13 protein-coding genes are annotated in these 19,459 nt (G+C 64.1%); 11 read left to right on the top strand and 2 right to left on the bottom strand.

Going from position 1 to position 19,459, the window contains the following annotated elements:
* Positions 1-491 precede the first annotated feature (491 nt).
* Both UNPF46_RS33125 and UNPF46_RS33120 read left to right on the top strand, forming a co-directional pair.
* Complete coding sequence (locus UNPF46_RS33125; RefSeq protein WP_142252867.1) at positions 492-1,628, top strand: alpha/beta hydrolase family protein; 1,137 nt, start codon at positions 492-494, stop codon at positions 1,626-1,628.
* 42 nt (positions 1,629-1,670) lie between these two features.
* On the top strand, positions 1,671-2,471 hold the full coding sequence (locus UNPF46_RS33120) for a transglycosylase SLT domain-containing protein (RefSeq protein ID WP_100177094.1): 801 nt from the start codon (positions 1,671-1,673) through the stop codon (positions 2,469-2,471).
* Between the two features lie 102 nt (positions 2,472-2,573).
* Here UNPF46_RS33120 and UNPF46_RS33115 read toward each other — a convergent pair whose 3' ends face one another.
* Positions 2,574-3,389, bottom strand: coding sequence for a response regulator transcription factor (locus tag UNPF46_RS33115; RefSeq protein WP_100177093.1), 816 nt, complete (start codon positions 3,387-3,389; stop codon positions 2,574-2,576).
* 551 nt (positions 3,390-3,940) lie between these two features.
* On the opposite strand from UNPF46_RS33115, the gene UNPF46_RS33110 reads away from it, so the two are divergent.
* Entirely contained in the window at positions 3,941-5,101 is a 1,161-nt protein-coding gene (locus tag UNPF46_RS33110) for an acyltransferase family protein (RefSeq protein WP_142252866.1), read from the top strand.
* 96 nt (positions 5,102-5,197) lie between these two features.
* The gene (locus UNPF46_RS33105; protein WP_142252865.1) at positions 5,198-6,046 is read left to right on the top strand and encodes an MBL fold metallo-hydrolase; all 849 of its coding nucleotides are present in this window, start codon (positions 5,198-5,200) and stop codon (positions 6,044-6,046) included.
* Between the two features lie 27 nt (positions 6,047-6,073).
* Here UNPF46_RS33105 and UNPF46_RS33100 read toward each other — a convergent pair whose 3' ends face one another.
* Positions 6,074-6,949 (bottom strand): aldose 1-epimerase family protein, encoded by an 876-nt coding sequence (locus UNPF46_RS33100; protein WP_142252864.1) that lies wholly within the window; start codon positions 6,947-6,949, stop codon positions 6,074-6,076.
* Between the two features lie 181 nt (positions 6,950-7,130).
* Here UNPF46_RS33100 and UNPF46_RS33095 point away from each other — a divergent pair, with 181 nt between their 5' ends.
* From UNPF46_RS33095 to UNPF46_RS33065, 7 genes are all read left to right on the top strand, one after another.
* On the top strand, positions 7,131-8,234 hold the full coding sequence (locus UNPF46_RS33095; RefSeq protein ID WP_100177089.1) for a glycosyltransferase family 4 protein: 1,104 nt from the start codon (positions 7,131-7,133) through the stop codon (positions 8,232-8,234).
* Positions 8,235-8,450: 216 nt separating this feature from the next.
* On the top strand, positions 8,451-9,629 hold the full coding sequence (locus UNPF46_RS33090) for a glycosyltransferase (protein WP_246668797.1): 1,179 nt from the start codon (positions 8,451-8,453) through the stop codon (positions 9,627-9,629).
* Positions 9,629-10,966, top strand: a complete 1,338-nt coding sequence (locus tag UNPF46_RS33085) for a glycoside hydrolase family protein (RefSeq protein ID WP_142252863.1) — start codon at positions 9,629-9,631, stop codon at positions 10,964-10,966. Before UNPF46_RS33090 ends, UNPF46_RS33085 begins: the two co-directional genes overlap by 1 nt.
* A 31-nt stretch (positions 10,967-10,997) precedes the next feature.
* Positions 10,998-12,266: a glycosyltransferase family 4 protein gene (locus UNPF46_RS33080; protein WP_142252862.1), complete on the top strand. Its 1,269-nt coding sequence runs from the start codon at positions 10,998-11,000 to the stop codon at positions 12,264-12,266.
* A gap of 10 nt (positions 12,267-12,276) precedes the next feature.
* Entirely contained in the window at positions 12,277-13,668 is a 1,392-nt protein-coding gene (locus UNPF46_RS33075; protein ID WP_142252861.1) for a hypothetical protein, read from the top strand.
* Between the two features lie 504 nt (positions 13,669-14,172).
* Complete coding sequence (locus tag UNPF46_RS33070) at positions 14,173-18,081, top strand: RHS repeat domain-containing protein (protein ID WP_142252860.1); 3,909 nt, start codon at positions 14,173-14,175, stop codon at positions 18,079-18,081.
* Between the two features lie 244 nt (positions 18,082-18,325).
* On the top strand, positions 18,326-19,453 hold the full coding sequence (locus UNPF46_RS33065; protein WP_142252859.1) for an acyltransferase family protein: 1,128 nt from the start codon (positions 18,326-18,328) through the stop codon (positions 19,451-19,453).
* Positions 19,454-19,459: the final 6 nt, after the last annotated feature.

Here is a 19,459-nt window from a genome sequence, read left to right as displayed (position 1 = left end):
CTCGTGCCGACGCTGCCGCGTCCACCGCAACCCCGGCTCGCGAACATGACGACCACAAGTCGCCCCTCTTGGGTGAGCCGGGATGGCCGACACATACGCCAAAACCGAATTTCGGTAAAGTGGAATATTTTTGCGCGTGTGGATTGACAGAGGGCGACACAGGGCGACGCCCACCCGTCCTTTCACAGGTAAGCATCTGGCTCTTTGCACGAGTTGGCGCGCGCCTCGTCCTTCGAGACGACCGCTTTGCGGTCTCCTCAGGATGAGGCTAGGCGGCATCGGAGCCTGTTGAAATAATTGCAACGGACTCAATCCTCATCCTGAGGGCCCGCCAACGGCGGGCGTCTCGAAGGATGGCCATAGGCGAGATCGCTCCATATGCGCTTACCCTGCGTCATCCCCAGAACAACGACGGCGACAGCTGCGAGGTCAGGGTCCAAGTAACTGGATCATGCTATGCTTCCCGCCATCGAGGCCCTTCGAATCGTCCCATGGCTCTTTCGCGCAAGCTGCTTCTGCTGATCGCCGGCCTCGTCATGACCGGTGCACCGGCGCGCGCCGCGGAGTTCTACACCGAGGACCTTCGCATCCCCATGGCGGAAGCCGGGCCGCAGGGGCTGGAAGCCTTCCTGGTCCGCCCGGCGGGAGCGAAGCGCTATCCGCTCGCGCTGCTCAGCCACGGCTCGCCGCGCAGCTTCGACGACCGCGCCACCATGTCGGCGCACCGATATTACGGCATCGCGCTCGAATATGCCCGGCGCGGCTTTGCGGCGCTGATCCTGATCCGGCGCGGCTACGGCACCTCGCCCGGCGGACGCGTCGACAGCGTCGGCGGTTGCGCGAAGGCGGCCTACTTGCCGGCGGCCGCGGTCGCGGTTGCCGATCTGCGCGCCGCGATCGACGCGATGGCGCGAAGGGCCGATGTCACGACGTCAGGCATGATCGCGGCCGGCCATTCCGCCGGCGGGCTCGCGACGATCGCGCTCGCCGCGCAGGCCCCGCCCGGTCTCGTCGCTGCGATCAATTTCGCCGGCGGCCGCGGCTCACGCGACGACGACGTCGTCTGCAATCCGGAGGGGCTGGTGCAGGCCTTCACCGCCTTCGGCAAGACCTCGCGCGTGCCGACGCTGTGGGTCTATGCGACCAACGATTCATATTTCGGCCCCGACCTCGCGCGCCGCCTCCATGACGGATTTCGCGCCGCTGGCGGCAACGCGACATTCATCGCGGCGCCGCCCTTCGGCGACGACGGCCACTACCTCTATTCGGTGGCGAGCCGTCCGCAATGGACCCCCTATGTCGACGCCTTCCTGCGCGAGCGCGGCCTCATCGGCCGCGACCTTCTGGGTCTGCCCGATCCGCTGCCGCCGCCGCGCCAGCTCAACGAGGCTGCGCGGGCCGAGTTCGCGCGCTATCTCGCCAGCACGCAGCCGCACAAGGCTTTCGCGGTGTCGCCGAACGGCGGCTACGGCTGGCGCGCCGGACGCGTCACGGCCGACGAGGCCCAGCGCGACTCACTGGCGGCCTGCATGAAATGGTCGCCGACCTGCACGCTCTATGCGACCGACGACCGCCTCGCCGGGCCTTCGCAAGCGACATCCACCGATCAGAGCGCCCGCGCCCGCTAGCCGCGGAGCCGTTTGTTAACTCGGGCGATCTATGACGAACGCATGCTGTGGGATCGGACAGGCTTCTACCTCGGCGCGACGTGGCGACACGTGGCGCTCGTCCTGTTGTTGTCGGCGCCGCTCTGCGCCCATGCCGAAGACAGCGCCCCGGACGAGCCGCGCGTGACGTCGGCGATCCCCGGCGGCGGCACGGAACTCGGCGCCGGCGAAACGCCATCGTCCCGGGCCTTGATCCGGAAGATCATCGAGCGCGAAACCGCACGCACCAATCTACCGGCCGATATCGCCGAAGCCGTCGTCTTCGTCGAAAGCGGCTACAATTCGGCTGTCATCGGCAACGTCGGCGAGATCGGCCTGATGCAGGTGCGGCCCGAGACGGCGGCGATGCTGGGCTTCCGGGGGAGCGAAGCGGAACTCGCCGAGCCCGACATCAACATCCATTACGGGGTGCTTTATCTCAGCCAGGCCTGGCGGCTCGCCGGCGGGGATATCTGCCGCGCCCTCATGAAATACCGGGCTGGCCACGGCGAAGAAGCCATGACCGCGCGGTCGCAGGTCTATTGCAACCGGGCCCGTAACCGTCTTGCCGCCATGAACTCGAAGGCTCTGGAGGTCGCGGCCGCGCCGGAGCCGGCGCCGCGCCCCACCTCCACCGCTCCCGCGGCGGCTCCAGCAAAACGGGCGAGCGTACTGAGGATCGCGCTGCAGCCCAAAGCCGTCTATGCCCGATATCGTCAGGGTAGCGCCGCCGCCAGCCGCGCCTATTGGGCCGCCCACGAGGCCAAGATCAGCCAGATCAAGGCACGCATCGAAGCGCGATGGAAGCGCGTCGCGTCGCGCTGAAAACGGTGCGGCCGGCGCCGGCCGCTATTGCCTGGGCGTGATCTTCTCGGAAAACCGCTGCGCGCCTTGCGCTGACGCCGCCCTTCGGGTCCGGATGTTGTCCTACAGCCGCTCGCTGAGCGCGAGCTTGTAGCCGACGCCGGTGACGGTTGCGATCACGGGCGTGCCGCTGCCGACCAGCTTGCGGCGCAGCCGCGCCACCAGTGCGTCGACCGTGCGGATGTCGACCTCGGCCTGGCGGTTGCTCACGACCTCGATCAGATAATCGCGGCTGAGCGGTCGTCCGTCGGCGCCGACGAGCGCCGCGAGCAGATCGAATTCGGCGCGCGTCAGCGCCACCGGCTTGCCGTCGCTGCCGAGCAATTCGCGCCGCGTCAGGTCGATGATCCAATCGCCGAAGGCGATCGAATTGTGGTTGCGCGCCGCCTTGCGGTCGATCGAGCGCCGCCGCAGCACGCTGCGTGCGCGCGCGAGCAGGTCGCGCAGATTGATCGGCTTGGTGACGTAGTGATCGCCGGCGATCTCGAGGCCGAGGATGCGATCGACGTCGGTGTCACGGCGCGTCACGAAGATGATGCCCGCGTTGCTGGTCGCCTGGATCTCCTTGGCGAGCTCGAAGCCGTCGCCATCGGGCAACTGCAGATCGAGAAAGACGAGATCGGTGCGCGCACGCAGCGCCTGTCGGCATTCGGCGCAGGAACCGGCGCCGACCACGTCGAAATTGTTCTCGCTGAAATAGCCGACCAGCATGGTCCGCGTCACCGGATCGTCCTCGACGACGATCAGCCGCTCGCGGCCGGCGGGACGCACTTCCCGAAGTGCGGAGTCAACCACGGTCTTGGGTATCCTGTTTGCCTGCGGCCCAACCTGCAGATTCAAGCCGCCGCGCAATGCGCTGTCATGTGAACGTACATTCACGACTTGTTCGAGCCCCCGAAATTAGCCGCTGGAATATTAGGCGCGTTGCGACGCGCAAACAATATTGCTCATGGCCTTGGCGTATTAAGTATGAATTGGCCCACACTTCTCATTCCGCGCATCAACGCGCCGGAGGCCTTTGCGGCGGCCATGAGCCGCCCCCTGGTCATCCAGGGCAATCGCATACCGGAGTGATGTCGCCTGTGGCCATCCTTCGAGACGCCCGCCGTTGGCGGGCCCTCAGGATGAGGACCGAGTGCGTTTCGCTGGTTTCAACGGGTCCCGACGCTGCTTAGCCTCATCCTGAGGAGACCGCCACCGGGTCCGCGCAAAGCGCGGCCCGATGACAGGCTCCGCGGTCGTCTCGAAGGACGAGGCGTGCGCTCAGCTCGCGCAAAGAGCCAAATGCGATAATCCTGCCTGGTCTTCGATCCCGCACATTCGGTTTCGGATTCAACCCCTGGTTAACGTAAAGAAAGTCTTCGGCTTCGGAAAGCCCGGCCGCGCCTCTATTGTCCCGCCTGCACAATAAGAACCATGGAGCAGATGTGATGCAGGGGCAGACCCGGTTGGCTGCCGGTCGAGCCGAACAGGGCACGGTGCCGTTCGCTCGTTCGCACACGCTCGACGTCCTGCGCGGTCTCGCCATCGCCGGCGTCATGGCGATCCACGTCTCACAATCCTTTCCGTCGAACATCCACGCCGTCGATTTCGCCTTCATGTGCGGCTGGACCGGCGTCAACGTGTTCTACTTCGTCAGCGCCATGACGATGTGCCTGATGTGGACGCAGCGCAGCGGCGAGACGAATCCGACCCGCAAGTTCTACATCCGCCGTGCCTTGCGCATCGCGCCCCTGTTCTGGCTCGCGATCCCGGTCTATCTCGCCATCAACGGCACCGGGCCGAGCGACAACGCGCCCTTCGGCATCGGGCCGCTTCAAGTGATCCTGACCGCGACGTTCCTGCACGGCTTCTGGCCGGACAGCGTCAATAGCGTGGTGCCCGGCGACTGGTCGATCGCGGCGGAGATGACCTTCTATCTCGTCTTCCCGCTCCTGATCACCGCGTTCGGATCGCGCCGCCATCTCTATCTCGCGCTTGCCATCGCGCTGCATCTCGTCAATGTCGGCCTGTTCAAGCCGTGGGCCTTCGCACTGTTCTCGGCCTATTACGGCCCCGGGCACGAGGCCTTCGTCTGGACCACGCTGCACATCAGCTTCCTGAACCAGCTTCCCGTGTTCCTGATCGGATGCGCGCTGTTCTTCTCGCTGCGCGACGGCTTTGCCAGATCCGACGCCGCGATCTACGCCGTCTTCATCGCGCTGTCCTTCGTTGCCGACCGCGCCACCGGCTCGCATGAATTCAACTATCTCATGATCAACCTCGTGCTCGGCGCACTGGTCGTCGGGTGCATCAAGCTTGCGGTCCGCTTCCAGCCGCTCGAGGCGCTCGGCCGCAACTCCTATTCGATGTACCTGTCGCACTTCGCGGTGATCCATGGCCTGCGTCAGCTCTGGCCGCTCGCGGACGGATTGATCTCGCTACTCGTCGCCTATGTCATCACCGCCGCGCTGAGCTATCTCGTCGCACGCGCGACATGGCATCTGATCGAACGGCGCGCGCAGGACCTGGCGCATCGCCTGACAATTGCGGGACCGGACCGGTCAAGCCTCCGGCCGGCCGTCGCCGCCAGCGCAGCCGGCATGCGCTGAACGCCCCTGCTCCGGTCCCTGCCGACCCGAAGTGGCTTGCTTCACTGCCCGCCTTCGAATCTACTGTGGAGGCTCTTCACGCATGGAGTGGGCACCATGGAGGTCATACTGCTCGGCACCGGCGGCCCGCGCCCGGACCCGCGCCGCATGGCGACGACCACGCTGATCCGGCTCGGCGACGAGAATATCCTGTTCGACGCAGGCCGCGGCGTCGTGGTGCAGCTCAGCAAGGCCGGCGTCCCGCTCGGCGCGATCAACACGGTCTTCCTCACGCACCATCATTTCGACCATATCGGCGACCTCTACGACGTGATGCTGAATTCGTGGATGTCCGGACGCAAGGGCGAGCTGCGAATCTTTGGCCCACCGGATACCGGGCGGCTCGTCGACACGCTGATCACGCAGGTCTACGACAAGGACATCACCTGGCGCGACAAGGGCGAGCCGGCCTTGGGCGGCTGGAAACCTGTCGTCGCAACCGACGTCGTACCCGGTCCCGTTCTCGACACCGGGCGCTGGAAGATCAGCGCCGAGCTGGTTTCGCATGGCGACGGCCTCGACATGCCGCCGGCCTTCCTGGCGCGATGGATGTGCCTTGGCTACCGCTTCGAAGCGGAGGGCAAGGTCGTTGCGATCTCCGGCGACACGGTCCCCTGCCCCGGGCTCACGCGCCTGGCCGAGGGAGCCGACCTGCTCGTCCAGTGCTGCTTCCTCGCAACGCCTGAGATCAACAACGAGAACCTGCGTCGCCTCGCGACATTCACGATCGCCTGCGGCGACACCGTCGGCAAGGTCGCGGCCAAGGCCGGTGTCAGGAAGCTCGCGCTGACCCATCACCGGCCGCGCACCGACGATGCCATGCTGAACGCACTGCTCGAAGATGTCAGGCGGGACTATGCGGGTCCGGTCGTGATCGGCGAGGATCTCACGCGCATCGAGGTGTGAGGACCTTCGATCAGCTCGCCTTCGGGTTCAGGACGATCCGACCTCGATCCGGAACGACAATTGTTCTTCCGCGCCGGTTGCGATGTGCATCAGGCCGGGTTTGTCGCTGAACTCGCCGTCGAAGCCGGCAGGACTGGCGTAGCCGCGCCAGGGCTCGATGCAGAGGAACGGCGCACCTGATGGTTTCGACCAGACGCCGAGCTCGCGAAAGCCGCGCCATGACATTTTCAGCCAGGGGCCGCTGGACGCGGCATAGCGAACCGCATGGCTCTCGATTTGGTCGAAGATGACGGCGTCGTCGGTGAACAGGGATTCGGACAGGGGCAGCACATTGCCTTTGACCGGGCTCGGCTCCGTTGCCGGACGCAGCAATCCGCCATCGAGACGGCGGACGGGAGACAATTCCGCGCTGGCGAAGGTCAGCGCGTAGCTCTCCTTGGCAAGCCCCGGCTGGAGCGGCCAGTTGAACGCGGGATGACCACCGATCGAAGCCGGTAACGTCTCCCTGCCGGTGTTGGCGATCACGAGCGTCAGATCGAGGCCGGCATCGTCGAGCGCATAGATTGCGGTCAGCCGGAACGCGAACGGATAGCGCGCGCGCGTCGCCTCGTTGTCTTCGAGCACCAGCGTGCAGCGGCGCTCGCCGCGCTCTGTCCACGCAAAGCGGCTGTCGCGCGCAAAGCCGTGCTGGGTCATCCGATATGTCTTGCCCCGATGCCGGAATTCGTCGCTGGCGAGACGTCCGACGATCGGAAACAGCAATGGCGCATGGCGCGGCCATTCCGCCCCCGCCTGCCAGACGAATTCGGTGACGTCGTCCTTCAGCGAGCACAGCTCGGCGCCGTGCGCCTTGATGGTCGCAGTGAGGGAGCCGCCGCGGAGAGTGTGGGTGTCGTCACGCATGGCCGAGATCTACACCGCGCCCCCGCACGCAGCAAGGCGGCGCCAGCCATGCAGATGGAGCGTCTCCCCCGTGCAAGGCCGCGTCATATTTCCGTACCTTACAGTTGCTCCTTTGCACCTCGTCCACTGCCTGGGTCCCGCAGGACCGGTCCGGACTCCGATCAACCATTGTGGTAGCCAATTGAAATTCTTCATCAACGGCCGCTTTCTGTCGCAAAAGCTCACCGGCGTGCAGCGTTACGCCGCTGAAATCGTCAAGGCGATCGACGTGCTTTTGGCGTCGGAGCAAACTCCCGACTCGCTGCGGAACGCGGACTGGCAGTTGCTGACGCCCGTGGATGCAAGCGAAGACCTTCACCTCGAGCGAATCAAGATTCGCACCGTCGGCCGCTTGCGCGGGCACGCCTGGGATCAAATCGATCTGGCGCGCGCCGCTGCGGGAGGCCGCTTGATCAGCCTGGCCAATGCCGGCCCGGTGTTCCATCGCGACCACATTGTCGTGATCCACGACGCACAGGTCTTTCGCAGGCCCGACTTCTTCAACTGGCGCTATCTGGCCGTTCACCGAACGATGGGCCGGCTGCTCGCCCGACACGCAGGCATCGCGACCGTATCGGCCTTTTCGCGCAAGGAGCTTGCCGAGGTGCTCAACCTGCCGGCAACGGCGATCCCGGTCTTCCCCAACAGCGCAGAACACTTCGCCAAGACGAAGCCAGATCCCGGCATCGTTGCCAGACTTGGGGTTCAGCCGCGGAAATTCTTCCTCTACGTGGGCTCGAGGACCAAGAACAAGAATCTCTCCGTCGCGATCCGTGCTGTCCAGTTGCTCGACCGGGCCGACGTTCCGCTGGTCATCGTCGGAGGAGATAACAGCAAGGTCTTTCAGGACAATTCGGGCGAGGGAGCTTCCGGCCTGTTGCTGGCCGGTCGATTGACGGACAGCGAGATTGCCGCGCTCTATGCGCATGCGTCGGCATTCGTGTTTCCTTCGCTCTATGAGGGCTTTGGCGTGCCGCCGCTCGAAGCCATGCTCTTCGGCTGCCCGGTCATTGCCTCGACCGCCGACGCCGTCGTGGAGACGTGCGCTGACGCGGCTGCGTATTTCGACGCCAACGATGCCGAGGCGTTGAAGCAACTCATGCTCGAAAGATTGGCAACCGGCGCCATCTCCGATCAGGAGCGTCGGCGGCAGCAGGAGCGCGTTGCGTTCTTTTCATGGCAAAAGTCGGCGAAGTCGCTGCTCGACCATCTCGCACCGCCGACAGACATTGCCAGCGCTGCTTGAAGTTCGACGCACTTCACCCATTGCGCGCATCGGTTTTCGCACAAACAATTTGCAACTGGCTGCAACTCGTGCGCCTGCACATGGTTCCACAAGATGTTTTCGTGACAATCGTGCGCGCAAAGAGCTTGGCGCAACATCACCACATCGCTGCCCCATTATCGCTACGTATTCGAGGAACTGTGTTTCGCAGTAGCGAACACCGAACAGGGATACACGATGTCCAGCTCTCCGACGCAAGCCTATGCAAGGCAACCGATGAAGGTGCTGCACATCGCCGAGACGATTCGGGGCGGGATTGCGAGCTACCTGAACGAGTTGCATCCGCAGCAGCAGGCAAGCTTCGGCGCCGAGAACGTGCACTATGTCGTGCCCTCGGATCATCGTCGCGATCTCCCCGCAATCGATGACAACCACATTACGACGTTCGAACGACCCGGCCGCAGCGTCGCCGGGCTGTTCCAGATGCTGCGCGCGAGCATGCAGGCGCTTGATGCCTTCCGTCCCGATGTCGTGCACCTGCACTCCTCGTTTGCGGGCCTCGTGCTCCGCCCCGCGCTTGCAGCCCGCTCGGACGGACCGCGCGTGGTCTATTGCCCGCACGGCTGGGCATTTTCGCGCGAGACCGGCCGCCTCAGCCATTGGGTGACGAAGGCGGCGGAGAAGCTTCTCGCGCGGACCTCGGATCGAATCATCTGCATCTCGGGCGATGAGTTCAACGAAGCGGTCCGCGCGGGAATTCCGGCCGACCGCCTCACCCTTGTTCACAACGGCATCTCGAAGACGCGCTCGCCGCAGCCTGTCGCGGCGGACTGGACGTCTGAGAAGGTCAAGGTCCTCTTCATCGGGCGCCTGGACCGCCAGAAGGGATTCGACCTCCTGATCGAGGCGGCGCGCGCGCTCGAGGATGTGCTTGATATCCGCATGATCGGCGCCTCCGTCGTCAACAAATACGAAGGCCCGAGCGTCCCGTCCAACGTGTCCCTGCTGGGCTGGCTCGACCGCCCGACCATCGAGACCCAGCTCGAGGCCGCCGATCTCGTCGTGATCCCGTCGCGATGGGAGGCCTTTGGCCTCGTCGCCCTGGAAGCGATGCGCGCGGCCAAGCCCATCCTGGCATTCCGCAGTGGAGCACTGCCCGAGATCGTCGTCGACGGCGTCACCGGCGTGCTTTGCGAGCCCGTCGCCGTTCAGCCGCTGGTGGACGGCTTTCGACGCGCGCTCGATTTCGATCTCAAGGTGCTCGGACAGCGCGGCTACGACAGGTTCAAGCAGCTGTATGACGTTCAGAAGACGCATGGGCAATTGCAGCAGGTCTATGCCGAGCTCCTGCAGGACGAGCAGACACCGGTCGCAACGAAGGCAGCGCTGCAATCGGATCTCTCCAAGAATTTCTGATGGAACGACGCGCACGCACCTTGGCTCGCGGCCATCTCCTGCGCCTCGCGGGCCTCATCTCGTCCATTGTTCTGTCGGTCCCGGCCTGCGCCCAACACGCTCAGCCGCTCGATGCCCGCTTCCTGCTGGGTGTCGGCACCCACCAGGGGCTGGGCGGACCGGTGAGCGCGCGCGGATACGTGCCTTCGGAGAACGTCGCCCAGATCAAGCAGCTCGGCTTCAACGCCTTCCGCGACGATTTTCCGTGGTCCGACTTCGAGGTCGGGGGACGCCGGATGGGGTTCACGCCCCGGCTGGGGAGGCTCGAGACGCAGGTCAAGTCGGGCGTCGCGCGCCCGCTGCTGATCCTAGCGTTCGGTCATCATCTGGTTCCGAATTCCTCGCCACCGACCACCGACGAGGCGCGGCAGCGGTTCGCCGACTACGCTGCGGCGGCAGCGCAAGCGGTGGTGGCGCAGCATCCGCTGTTCGAGCTCTGGAACGAATGGAATCTGGCATCGAAGAAGGATGCCGCGTTCTCTCCTGAGAACTATCTGGCGCTCGCGCAAGTCGCGCGGCCGGCGGTCAAGCGGGTTGCGCCGAATGCACCTTTCCTGATCGGAGCGCTCGGCGACGATCCCGGCTGGACGTGGACCGAGAAGATGCTGCGCACCGGCATCCTTCAATATGCCGACGGCGCTTCGATCCATCTCTACAATTTCTGCATGGGCCCGAGCAAACGCACCTCGGCCGAAATCATCGACCGGCTCACGGCGTTTCACCGCCTCGTCGGCCAGGCGAGCGGAAACCCGGACTACCCGATCTACGTCACGGAGACGGGCTGGACCACGGCCGGCAACAAATGCGGCGTCAGCGAGCAGGCGCAGGCCGACAATACGGCACAGCTCATCCTGTGGGCGTCGACCGCGACACGCTGGCTCAAAGGCATGTGGCTCTACGAGCTCAAGGACAGTGGAAAGAATCCATCGGAGCTGGAGGACAATTTCGGGCTCTATCGTTTCGACAATTCGCCGAAGCCGGTCGCCTGTGCGGCCCAGGGCGCCTGGGCCTTCATTCGCTCCAGCCTGAGCGCCGAGCGGCGCGAGCTTGCGAGCGGCCTCGTGTCGATCAATGCCTCGACGGCTTCCGGGAGCAGAATTGCAGTCTGGTCCGAAGCTCCCGACCGACGCTACGAAATTCGGCTCAAGGGCGATCAACAGGGCGCAAGCTTTGCAATGCCCTGCGACCAGGCGGCAAGGCCCGCCGCCGGCGTCTGGATCCCCGTCTCGAGCACACCTGTTCTGATTGCAGCCAATGACAGTGCCGTTCCCGCCCTGGAAATCAGGCCGGCGCGGTAGAGGCGATTTTTGCAGACATGAGGTTGACGCGATGAAAGTTCTTTTGACGTCCACACTTTACCCAACGCCCCAGTCCCCAAAGATCGTCGGCGGTGCGGAGATCTTCGCTCGTCGTTTCGCCGAAGGGCTGGTGCAGCGCGGTGACGAGGTGGAAGTGATCCGGGCCGCATCCAAGCCCGGGCAGGGTCCGGAGACCTGCGACGGTGTCAACGTCCATTCCGCGCCCGTGCAGAACATCTATCGGCCCTTCACCGAGCAGAAGAACGTCGCGCTGCGCAGCTTGTGGCACGCGGTCGACGACTGGCAGATGCAGGCTCCCCTGATCGCCGAACGTATCCGGGCATTCAAGCCAGACGTGCTGCACTCCAACAATTTGTCCGGCCTGACCACCGCGATCTGGCGCGTTGCCGCCCAGCTCGGCGTTCCCGTGCTCCATACGCTGCACGACTATTATCTGACCTGCCCGCGCTGCTCCCGCTTCGACAAGGGACGGTCGTGCGAGCACACCTGCACGAGTTGCGCAATTCTGACCTTTCATCGCAAGCGCGCCACCCATTGGCTCAGTGCCGTGGTCGGCGTGAGCGAGCGCGTCCTGTCGATCCATACCGACATGGGCATGTTCTCGGAGACGCCGATCCGCACCGTGATCCGCAACGCCTCGACCGAGCCGCCACATGCGCCCTATCCGCGTCCCATCTGCACCACCGAGGTGACGTTCGGCTTCATCGGCCGCCTCACCGAGGAAAAAGGCATCGAAAATCTGATGCGGGCCCTGGCTCTGCTGCCCCGGGATCGCATCCGCATGATGATCGCCGGTCGGGTCAGCGACGAGGAACAGCAACGCCTCAGGGCGCTCGCGCCCGATGCGCGCATCGAGTTCATGGGCTTCGTGGCGCCGGACGATTTCTACAGGCAGGTCGACGTCGTGGTCGCGCCCTCCATCTGGCACGATCCCGGTCCACTGGTCGTCGCAGATGCCAAGGCGGCCGGCAGGCCATTGCTCGGAACGCGCTTCGGCGGCATGCCCGAGGTCATAGAGCACGGCCTGACCGGCTGGCTGACCGAAGCCGATCCGCAATCCCTGGCCAGCAGCATGCTCGCGGTCGCGTCCGATCCGCACAAGATCGACGAGATCAGCCGACGCCTGATCGCCGACACGAACAAGTGGATCTTTGCCGACGTGCTGTCGTCCTACAAGAACCTGTACGAACAATTGCGCGAGCAGCGGATGTCGCGCATGCGCGCGGCAACGACTGAAGCGCCACGGGCCGTCGGCAAGGAGCGCCTCATTCCGCGATGACACGCCGGCCATGACACGCCTCCTCGCGATGGCGGGCTACGTCTATCAGAGCGCCGCGGCGATCGTCCTGATCTTCGCGATCAGCCATCTGCTGCCCGCCGCCGAGTACACGAATTTCTCCCTCGCACTGGCCTCGAGCCAACTGCTTTGCGTCCTGATGTTCGAGTGGCTGCAGCTGGCCGGACTGCGCTTTCTGGCCGCGGCCAGGGAGAACGAGGCGGCCCGGCTGAGGTGGTCGCTCTTTGCAGCCGGCCTGTCGAGTGCGGCCGTGCTCGCCGTGGTCGGGAGTTGCGCGTCCCTGACCAGCGCGCTCCCGAGGGGGATCATCGCGTTAGGCCTGAGCATCTCCGTCCTTCAGGGCCTGACGGACCTCTATTTCCTGTCGGTGCGACTATCCGACCGGCTCGGCATCGCATCCCTTCTTCTTGCGCTGCGTGCCACCGCGCTTCTGGCCGGAGCCGCCGCGGGAGGTGTGATCTCGGGAACGGCCGAGGCCGCCCTGCTCGGCATTGCGGCGGGTCACACCCTGGGCCTTCTTGCCGGCCTGGGTGCCTATCGCACGCCGATGGAGCGCACCTCGCTCCAAAGGATGCTGGCCGACTGGAAGGACTTCTCCCGCTACGGCATGCTGGCTGCGGGCGCATCCGTCATTCATTTGTCGGTGCCGGTCCTGCTCCGTGTCATCGTCATCGGCCGGCTGGGTGCGACAGGGGCCGGGGCTGGATTTTCGATTGCCCTCGATCTCCTGCAGCGCCCCTTCTGGGTCCTCAATGCCGCGATCCACACCGTGAGCTACCCCGAGGTGGTCAACGATTTCGAGAACGGCAGCAGCGCAAAATCGGCCCAGTCGGCGCGGCGGATGTTCGAGTTCATGATCTGCACGACCCTCGTCCTGCTTGGCGGGCTGATCGGATTCATTCCAGATGCAGCCCGTATCCTGGTGCCGCAGGCGAGCCTGGACGGCTTCCTGGAGACGGCGCCGACTGTCGCCGCCTTCTATTTCCTGCACACCCATTTGCAGGCGACGATGGCGGTCGTCCCCCACCTCGAAAAGCTGGCGACCAGACTCGTCGTCGTCGCGGCCGGCCAGCTCGCCCTCGTCGTCTGCTTCGCGCTGATCGCGATGTCGGCCGGGCTGTCGCCCCGAGGGGCGGTCGGGTGTGCCGCGGTCGCCACGCTCGCGACCATTCTGGTCGCGCTCGGTCCGACCCTCCGGTTTGAGGCCTTCCCGCGCTGGCCACTGGTCGTGCAGGCCTCGCTGGCGGCGATCCTGATCGCCTCGCTCGGTTCGATGCCGACGGAGCCCACGACATGGCTCGCCGGCAAGATCGTGATCGCCGCGATCGCAACGGCGGTGATCGGATGGCGCGGAGACTTTTTGATGCTGGCCCGCCGCAGCTGATCGTCGCACCACAACCCGGGCGAGCACATCAACTCCGACAGGGAACCCGTATTCGCTGCCATCCCAGCAGCGATCGTCTGCCCCATACCTGAGCGCATACAACTCTTGCGGGCAAACTCATCAATTTAACCGCTCATGGAAACGGCATCTGCGAACTTCCCGTGCAGGAAGAAGGGTGAGCTGCGCAACGAAGATACTCCGAACGGCGGACAAGCGGCGACGCATTCCTCTCTCCGACACGCCTGATACGAATCCAATCCGCACAGCCTGCGCATACATTCAGCAGCGCAAATCCAGAATATCTCGAAAGCGCCTTCCTCACGCCATGCTGGCCCGGCATTGCATTCCTATTCTGCTGCAACCGAGCGCGTCTGTTCCTGCACAAGGAACCTCGTATCGCTCACGATTTGTAGCTTCGATTTTTATCTGAAATTCACACTCGACAGAGAAGCTTGAACGCAAATCCTGCGAGCAATTTCGTTCGCGTTGAAATTCGAGTGTGCAATGTCAGACCAGACCATCCTGTCCGCCAGCGGCTTCATCAACTCCATTGGCGTCAATACGCACGCCGGTTTTGGATGGACCGGCTACAACAATCTCGCGCTGATGGTCGACGACCTCAAATATCTCGGCGTCACCCACCTCCGCGACGCGATGGGGACCAGTCCGGCCGCGCAGCCCGTCGTCGAGGGTCTCGCCGCTGCCGGCTACAAGTTCGATTTCCTGGTGTCATCCGCGTTGCCCCAGACCGGTACGGTCGGGCTGCAGAACTACATCGCCTCGCTCCAGAAGTTCGCGACGAGCCATGCGGGCAGCATCAGCGCCATCGAGGGGCTCAACGAGGCCAACCACCAGCCCTTCAGCTACAATGGCAGCTCGAGCCTCACTGCCGCGGCCCAGTTCCAGAGCGCGCTCTATCAGGCCGTCAATGCCAACGCCACGCTCGGCAGCATCCCCGTCTACAATCTGTCATTGGCCTACAACGATCCGCAGGGCTACAGCCAGCTCGGCAACATGTCGGGCTCGGTCGACTACGCCAACGCCCACGCTTATGTCAGCACCAGCCTGACGACCAGTAGCTCGATTGCGGCAACACTGAGCGCGGTGATGGCCGCTGCCCCGGGCAAGCCCGTCGTCATCACCGAGACCGGCTACACCACGCAGGCCAACACCCAATATCTCGGCGTCAACGAGACGGTGCAGGCCAAATCGATCCTGAACACCCTGGTCGATGCCTATAAGGCGGGCGTGAGCGCGACTTATCTCTACGAGCTGTTCGACCGCGACTCCTCCGCCAGCAATACCAATCCCGAGGCCAATTTCGGACTGTTCAATTCCAACGGGACGCCGAAGCTGGCCGCGACGGCGATCCACAACCTGACGACCATCCTGGCCGACGACGGCAAGGGGAGCCTGCAGCCGACTGATCCGTTGAACTACACCCTGAGCAACATGCCGGCGACCGGCAACAGCATGGTGCTCGGCAAGAGCAACGGCGCCTACGAGCTCGTGGTGTGGGCGGAGCCGAAGCTCTGGAACGATCCCACCGATACCGAGGTCTCCAATCCGTCTCAGACGGTCACCGTGAACCTCGGCGGCGTGCATCATTCGGTCAAGGTCTACGACACGCTGACGGGAACCACGGCGATCGCCAGCTATACCGACGTCAGCACGATCACGATTCCGGTCAGCGATCATCCGTTGATCATCGAGATCGACGCGCCCGCGACCAACCCGACCCCGCCCGACACCCGCACCACCGTCAGCGGCACGGCTGCCGAGATCGTGCCGCAACTGTCCGACCTCAGCCACTCGACGGCGCTGAAGACCATCACGGTGACCGACTCGCACGTCCTGCCGGTCGCCTCGAAGGCGACGATGGACTACATCATCGCCCATTACGGCAGCGCCCTCTCCAAGATCCAGGGCGGCTATTCGTTCTCGGTGACGAATTCGGCCGCGACCTGGATCAACACCAAGACCTACAACGCCAGCGGAACGCTGGTGTCGAAGTCGGACACCGGCCTGAATTCGAGCGGACAGCCGACCTCGACCACCGTCGCCTACACCGACGGCTCGCAGGACCTGATCAGCTACACCAATGGCGTGAAGACGAAATCCGTTCATGTCGGCAGCGACGCAACGAGGACGACCGACACCTACAACACGGCCGGAACCCTGCTGAGCGAAGTCGTCCAGAAGTCGAGCGGCTATTACTCCACGACGCTCTATACGAACGGCGTGAAGACGGCCGCCTACGTCAAGAATGCCGACGGCTCACAGGACAATTACACCTACGGCATCACGGGCAAGAGCTTCGCCACCCAGGTCCAGCATCTCGATGCCTCCGGGAAGGTCACCTCGGTGACCCGCAGCCATGCCGACGGCTCGCTGGACTCGACGCAAGTCTACAACAGCGACGGCAGCAGCGTGATCACCACCTACAGCGCCACCGGCGTCAAGCTGGTCGAGACCACCTATCACGCCGATCACAGCAAGGACGTCTGGACCTACAACATCACGGGCCAGACCTACACGACCGAGCACGACGTCTACAACGCCACCGGCTTCCTCACCGGCCTGACCCGCCTGCACGCCGACGGCAGCCCCGCCTTCAAGCTCACCCAGACGACCGACGGCACCAAGACGACGGACTGGTACAATGCCGCCGGCAGCCTCACCAGCGAGGTGGTTCAGAAGGCCGATGGCTTCACCTCGACCACGCTTTACAGCAACGGCGTCAAGACCAACGCTTATGTGAAGAATGCCGACGGCAGCCAGGACAATTACGCCTACGGCATCACCGGCCAGAGCTACAGCACGCTGATCCAGCACGTCGATCCCACGGGCAAGGTCACCGCAGTCACGCGCAAGCATGCCGACGGCACGCTCGACTATACCCAGGTGATCAACAGCGACGGCAGCAGCGTCGTCACCAATTACGACGCCGCGGGGACCCGGACCAAGGAAAGCGACTTCCATGCCGACGGCAGCAAGGACGTCTTCCTGTTCAACATCACCGGCCAGGACTACACGACCGAGCACGACATCTACGATGCGACCGGCTTCCTCACCACGCTGATCCGCAAGCATGCCGACGGCAGCATGGCGTTCAAGCTGGTGCAGAGCGCGGACGGGACCAAGACCACCGACTGGTACGACGCCAGCGGCGTCCTCACCAGCGAGGTGTTCCAGAAGCCGAGCGGCTACAACTCGACCACGGTCTACACCAACGGCGTGAAGACGGCGGCCTACATCACCAATGCCGACCAGAGCCACGACAATTACAGCTACAACATCACCGGCCAGAGCTACACCACGCAGTACCAGCACCTCGACCCCTCAGGCCGGACCACCGAGGTGACGCGCTGGCATGCCGACAACTCGCTCGACTATACCCAGGTCATCAACGGCGACGGCAGCAGCGTGGTCACCAACTACGATGCATCGGGCATCAAGAAGACGGAAACCGACTATCACGCCGACGGGTCGAAGGACGTCTTCCAGTTCAACGTCGTGGGCCAGACCTACACCAACGAGCACGACACCTACGATACGACGGGCTTCCTGACCCACATCGTGCGCACCCACGCCGACGACAGCCTGGCCTTCACGCTGACGCAGACCGCCGACGGCACCAAGACCTCCGACTGGTACGACGCCAACGGCATCATCACCAGTGAGGTGACGACCAAGAGCGATGGTTACAACTCCACGACCGTCTACACCGGCGGCGTGAAGACCGCCGCCTACATCAAGAATGCCGACGGCACATCGGACAATTGGAACTACAACGTCACCGGGCAGTCCTATACCACCCAGCATCAGCACCTCGACGCCTCGGGCAAGCTGGTCGAGCTTACGCGAACCCACGCCGACGGCACGCTGGATTATACCCAGGTCATCCACGACGACGGCAGCAAGCTGACCGACATCTACAACAGCGCCGGCACCAAGACCCAGGAAATCGCCAACAACACCGACGGTTCGAAGGACGTCTTCCTGTTCAACTTCAACGGACAGGCCGGCACCACGCAGCACGAGAACTACAACAGCGCCAACGCATTGCAGTTCTTCGATCAGACCAAGACCGACGGTACCCACAACGTCACGGCCGTCGCCAGCGGCGTGACGATCCAGGGCGGAGCGGGCAACGACGTGTTCTCGGCCGCGCCGAACTCGACGACGGTGGCTTACGACCACGGCCAGGACCAGATCCTCAACTTCCAGGCCGGCGATGCGACGACGCACGACACGATCGCGATCTCGAAACTGCTGGCGGCGGACTACAGCCACCTGCAGATCACGCAATCCGGTACGAACGCGATCATCACGTTCTCAGCCGATGACTCGATCCTGCTGAAGAACGTCTATGTCTCCAGCCTGACCAGCCACGACTTCGTGTTCGTCTGAGGAGTTGCTGCTCAGACGCACGTCAGCATAGCCGGGGCCGGGCCCATGCAGGGTCCCGGCCCCGTTCGTTTGTTGGGCCGCCTGCCTCATTGATGAGCGGAACCTGACTGCCATCCGCAATTGGATGGGCCCCATGAATTCGGACGGATTGCCGCGATTACGCCGCATCGCCCGCGCGCCTGCGAACTTGCGTCACAATTCGCTTCTAGAACGAAGACGAACCGCGCAAGGACTCCGAGGCCCGATGGACGCCAGTGAAGCAAGACGTTTTGTCGTTCTCGACTTCTACCGCTTCGTCGCCGCGCTCGGGGTCTTCATCTTTCACCTGAAGCTGATCGACACCGGCATTTCGCCGGCCTGGAACGGGTCCTACGGCCTGTTCGTGGACATGTTCTTCATCCTGTCCGGCTTCGTGATCTCCTATTCCTATCCGTCGGACGCACGCGGCGTCGCTGCCTATTCGCGCTTCATGATCCGGCGCATCGCGCGGATCTATCCGCTGCACCTGCTGAGCCTGCTGATCTTCGTGGTGCTGATCGGCGCCGGGCTGGAACGTACCGCACGCTCGACCTCGCTGGACTTCGTCTACAACCTGCTGCTGCTCCAGGCCTGGGGCGTCACCGACCATCTCAGCTTCAACTCGCCGTCCTGGTCGATCAGCGCCGAGTTCTTCTGCTATCTGATCTTTCCGCTCCTGATGCTGCTTGCACGCAAGGTCCAGCCCGTCGTGCTCGGCGGCATCGTGGCCGCGCTTTACCTGCTGCTGGCCCACGGCCATTTGCCGATCTGGCAGGAACGATCGCAGATGTATGGCGCCAATTTCGACTACGGCATGCTGCGCGCGCTGCCAAGCTTCCTGAACGGCATCCTGCTCGCCATCCTGTTCCGGATGTCGCGTCCCTACCGCCACAAGGGGATGATTTTCGCCGGCATCGGCATGTTCGGCCTCTCGGTGCTCGTCCTCAACGTCTTCGCCAAGCCGGATCTGGCGATTGTGCTGTTCTCCTGCGCGATCCTGCTCACGGCAGTCGGCGAAAGCGCCTTCAAGGAGTTCCCGGGCGCCCGCCTGCTCGGCCGGCTCGGCAACACCTCATATGCGATCTACATGCTGCACGATGCCATCCTCATTGCCGTGTTCAAGCCGCTGTGGACCTGGCTCGGCCTGCGCCCCGATCAGTTCGGCCTGTACGCCCTGGCCTGTTGCGCGGTCCTCACCATCGTCGCGGACCGTACCTACGCCTATTTCGAGAATCCGGCGCGGCGCCTGATCAACCGCTGGGCCGACGCCGCGGCGCCCTCCTCGCGGAAGATCCCGGCCGCAGCCGCCGAGACATCGATGCGCTTCGACAACCCCGAGCGCGCGGTCAACTGACCGCCC

Origin of the sequence: Bradyrhizobium sp. UNPF46 (assembly GCF_006658625.1) — a bacterium.
Taxonomy (GTDB): Bacteria; Pseudomonadota; Alphaproteobacteria; order Rhizobiales; family Xanthobacteraceae; genus Bradyrhizobium; species Bradyrhizobium nitroreducens.
The sequence above is the reverse complement of the archived record's forward strand: the minus strand, read 5'-3'. Positions and strand labels throughout refer to the sequence as shown.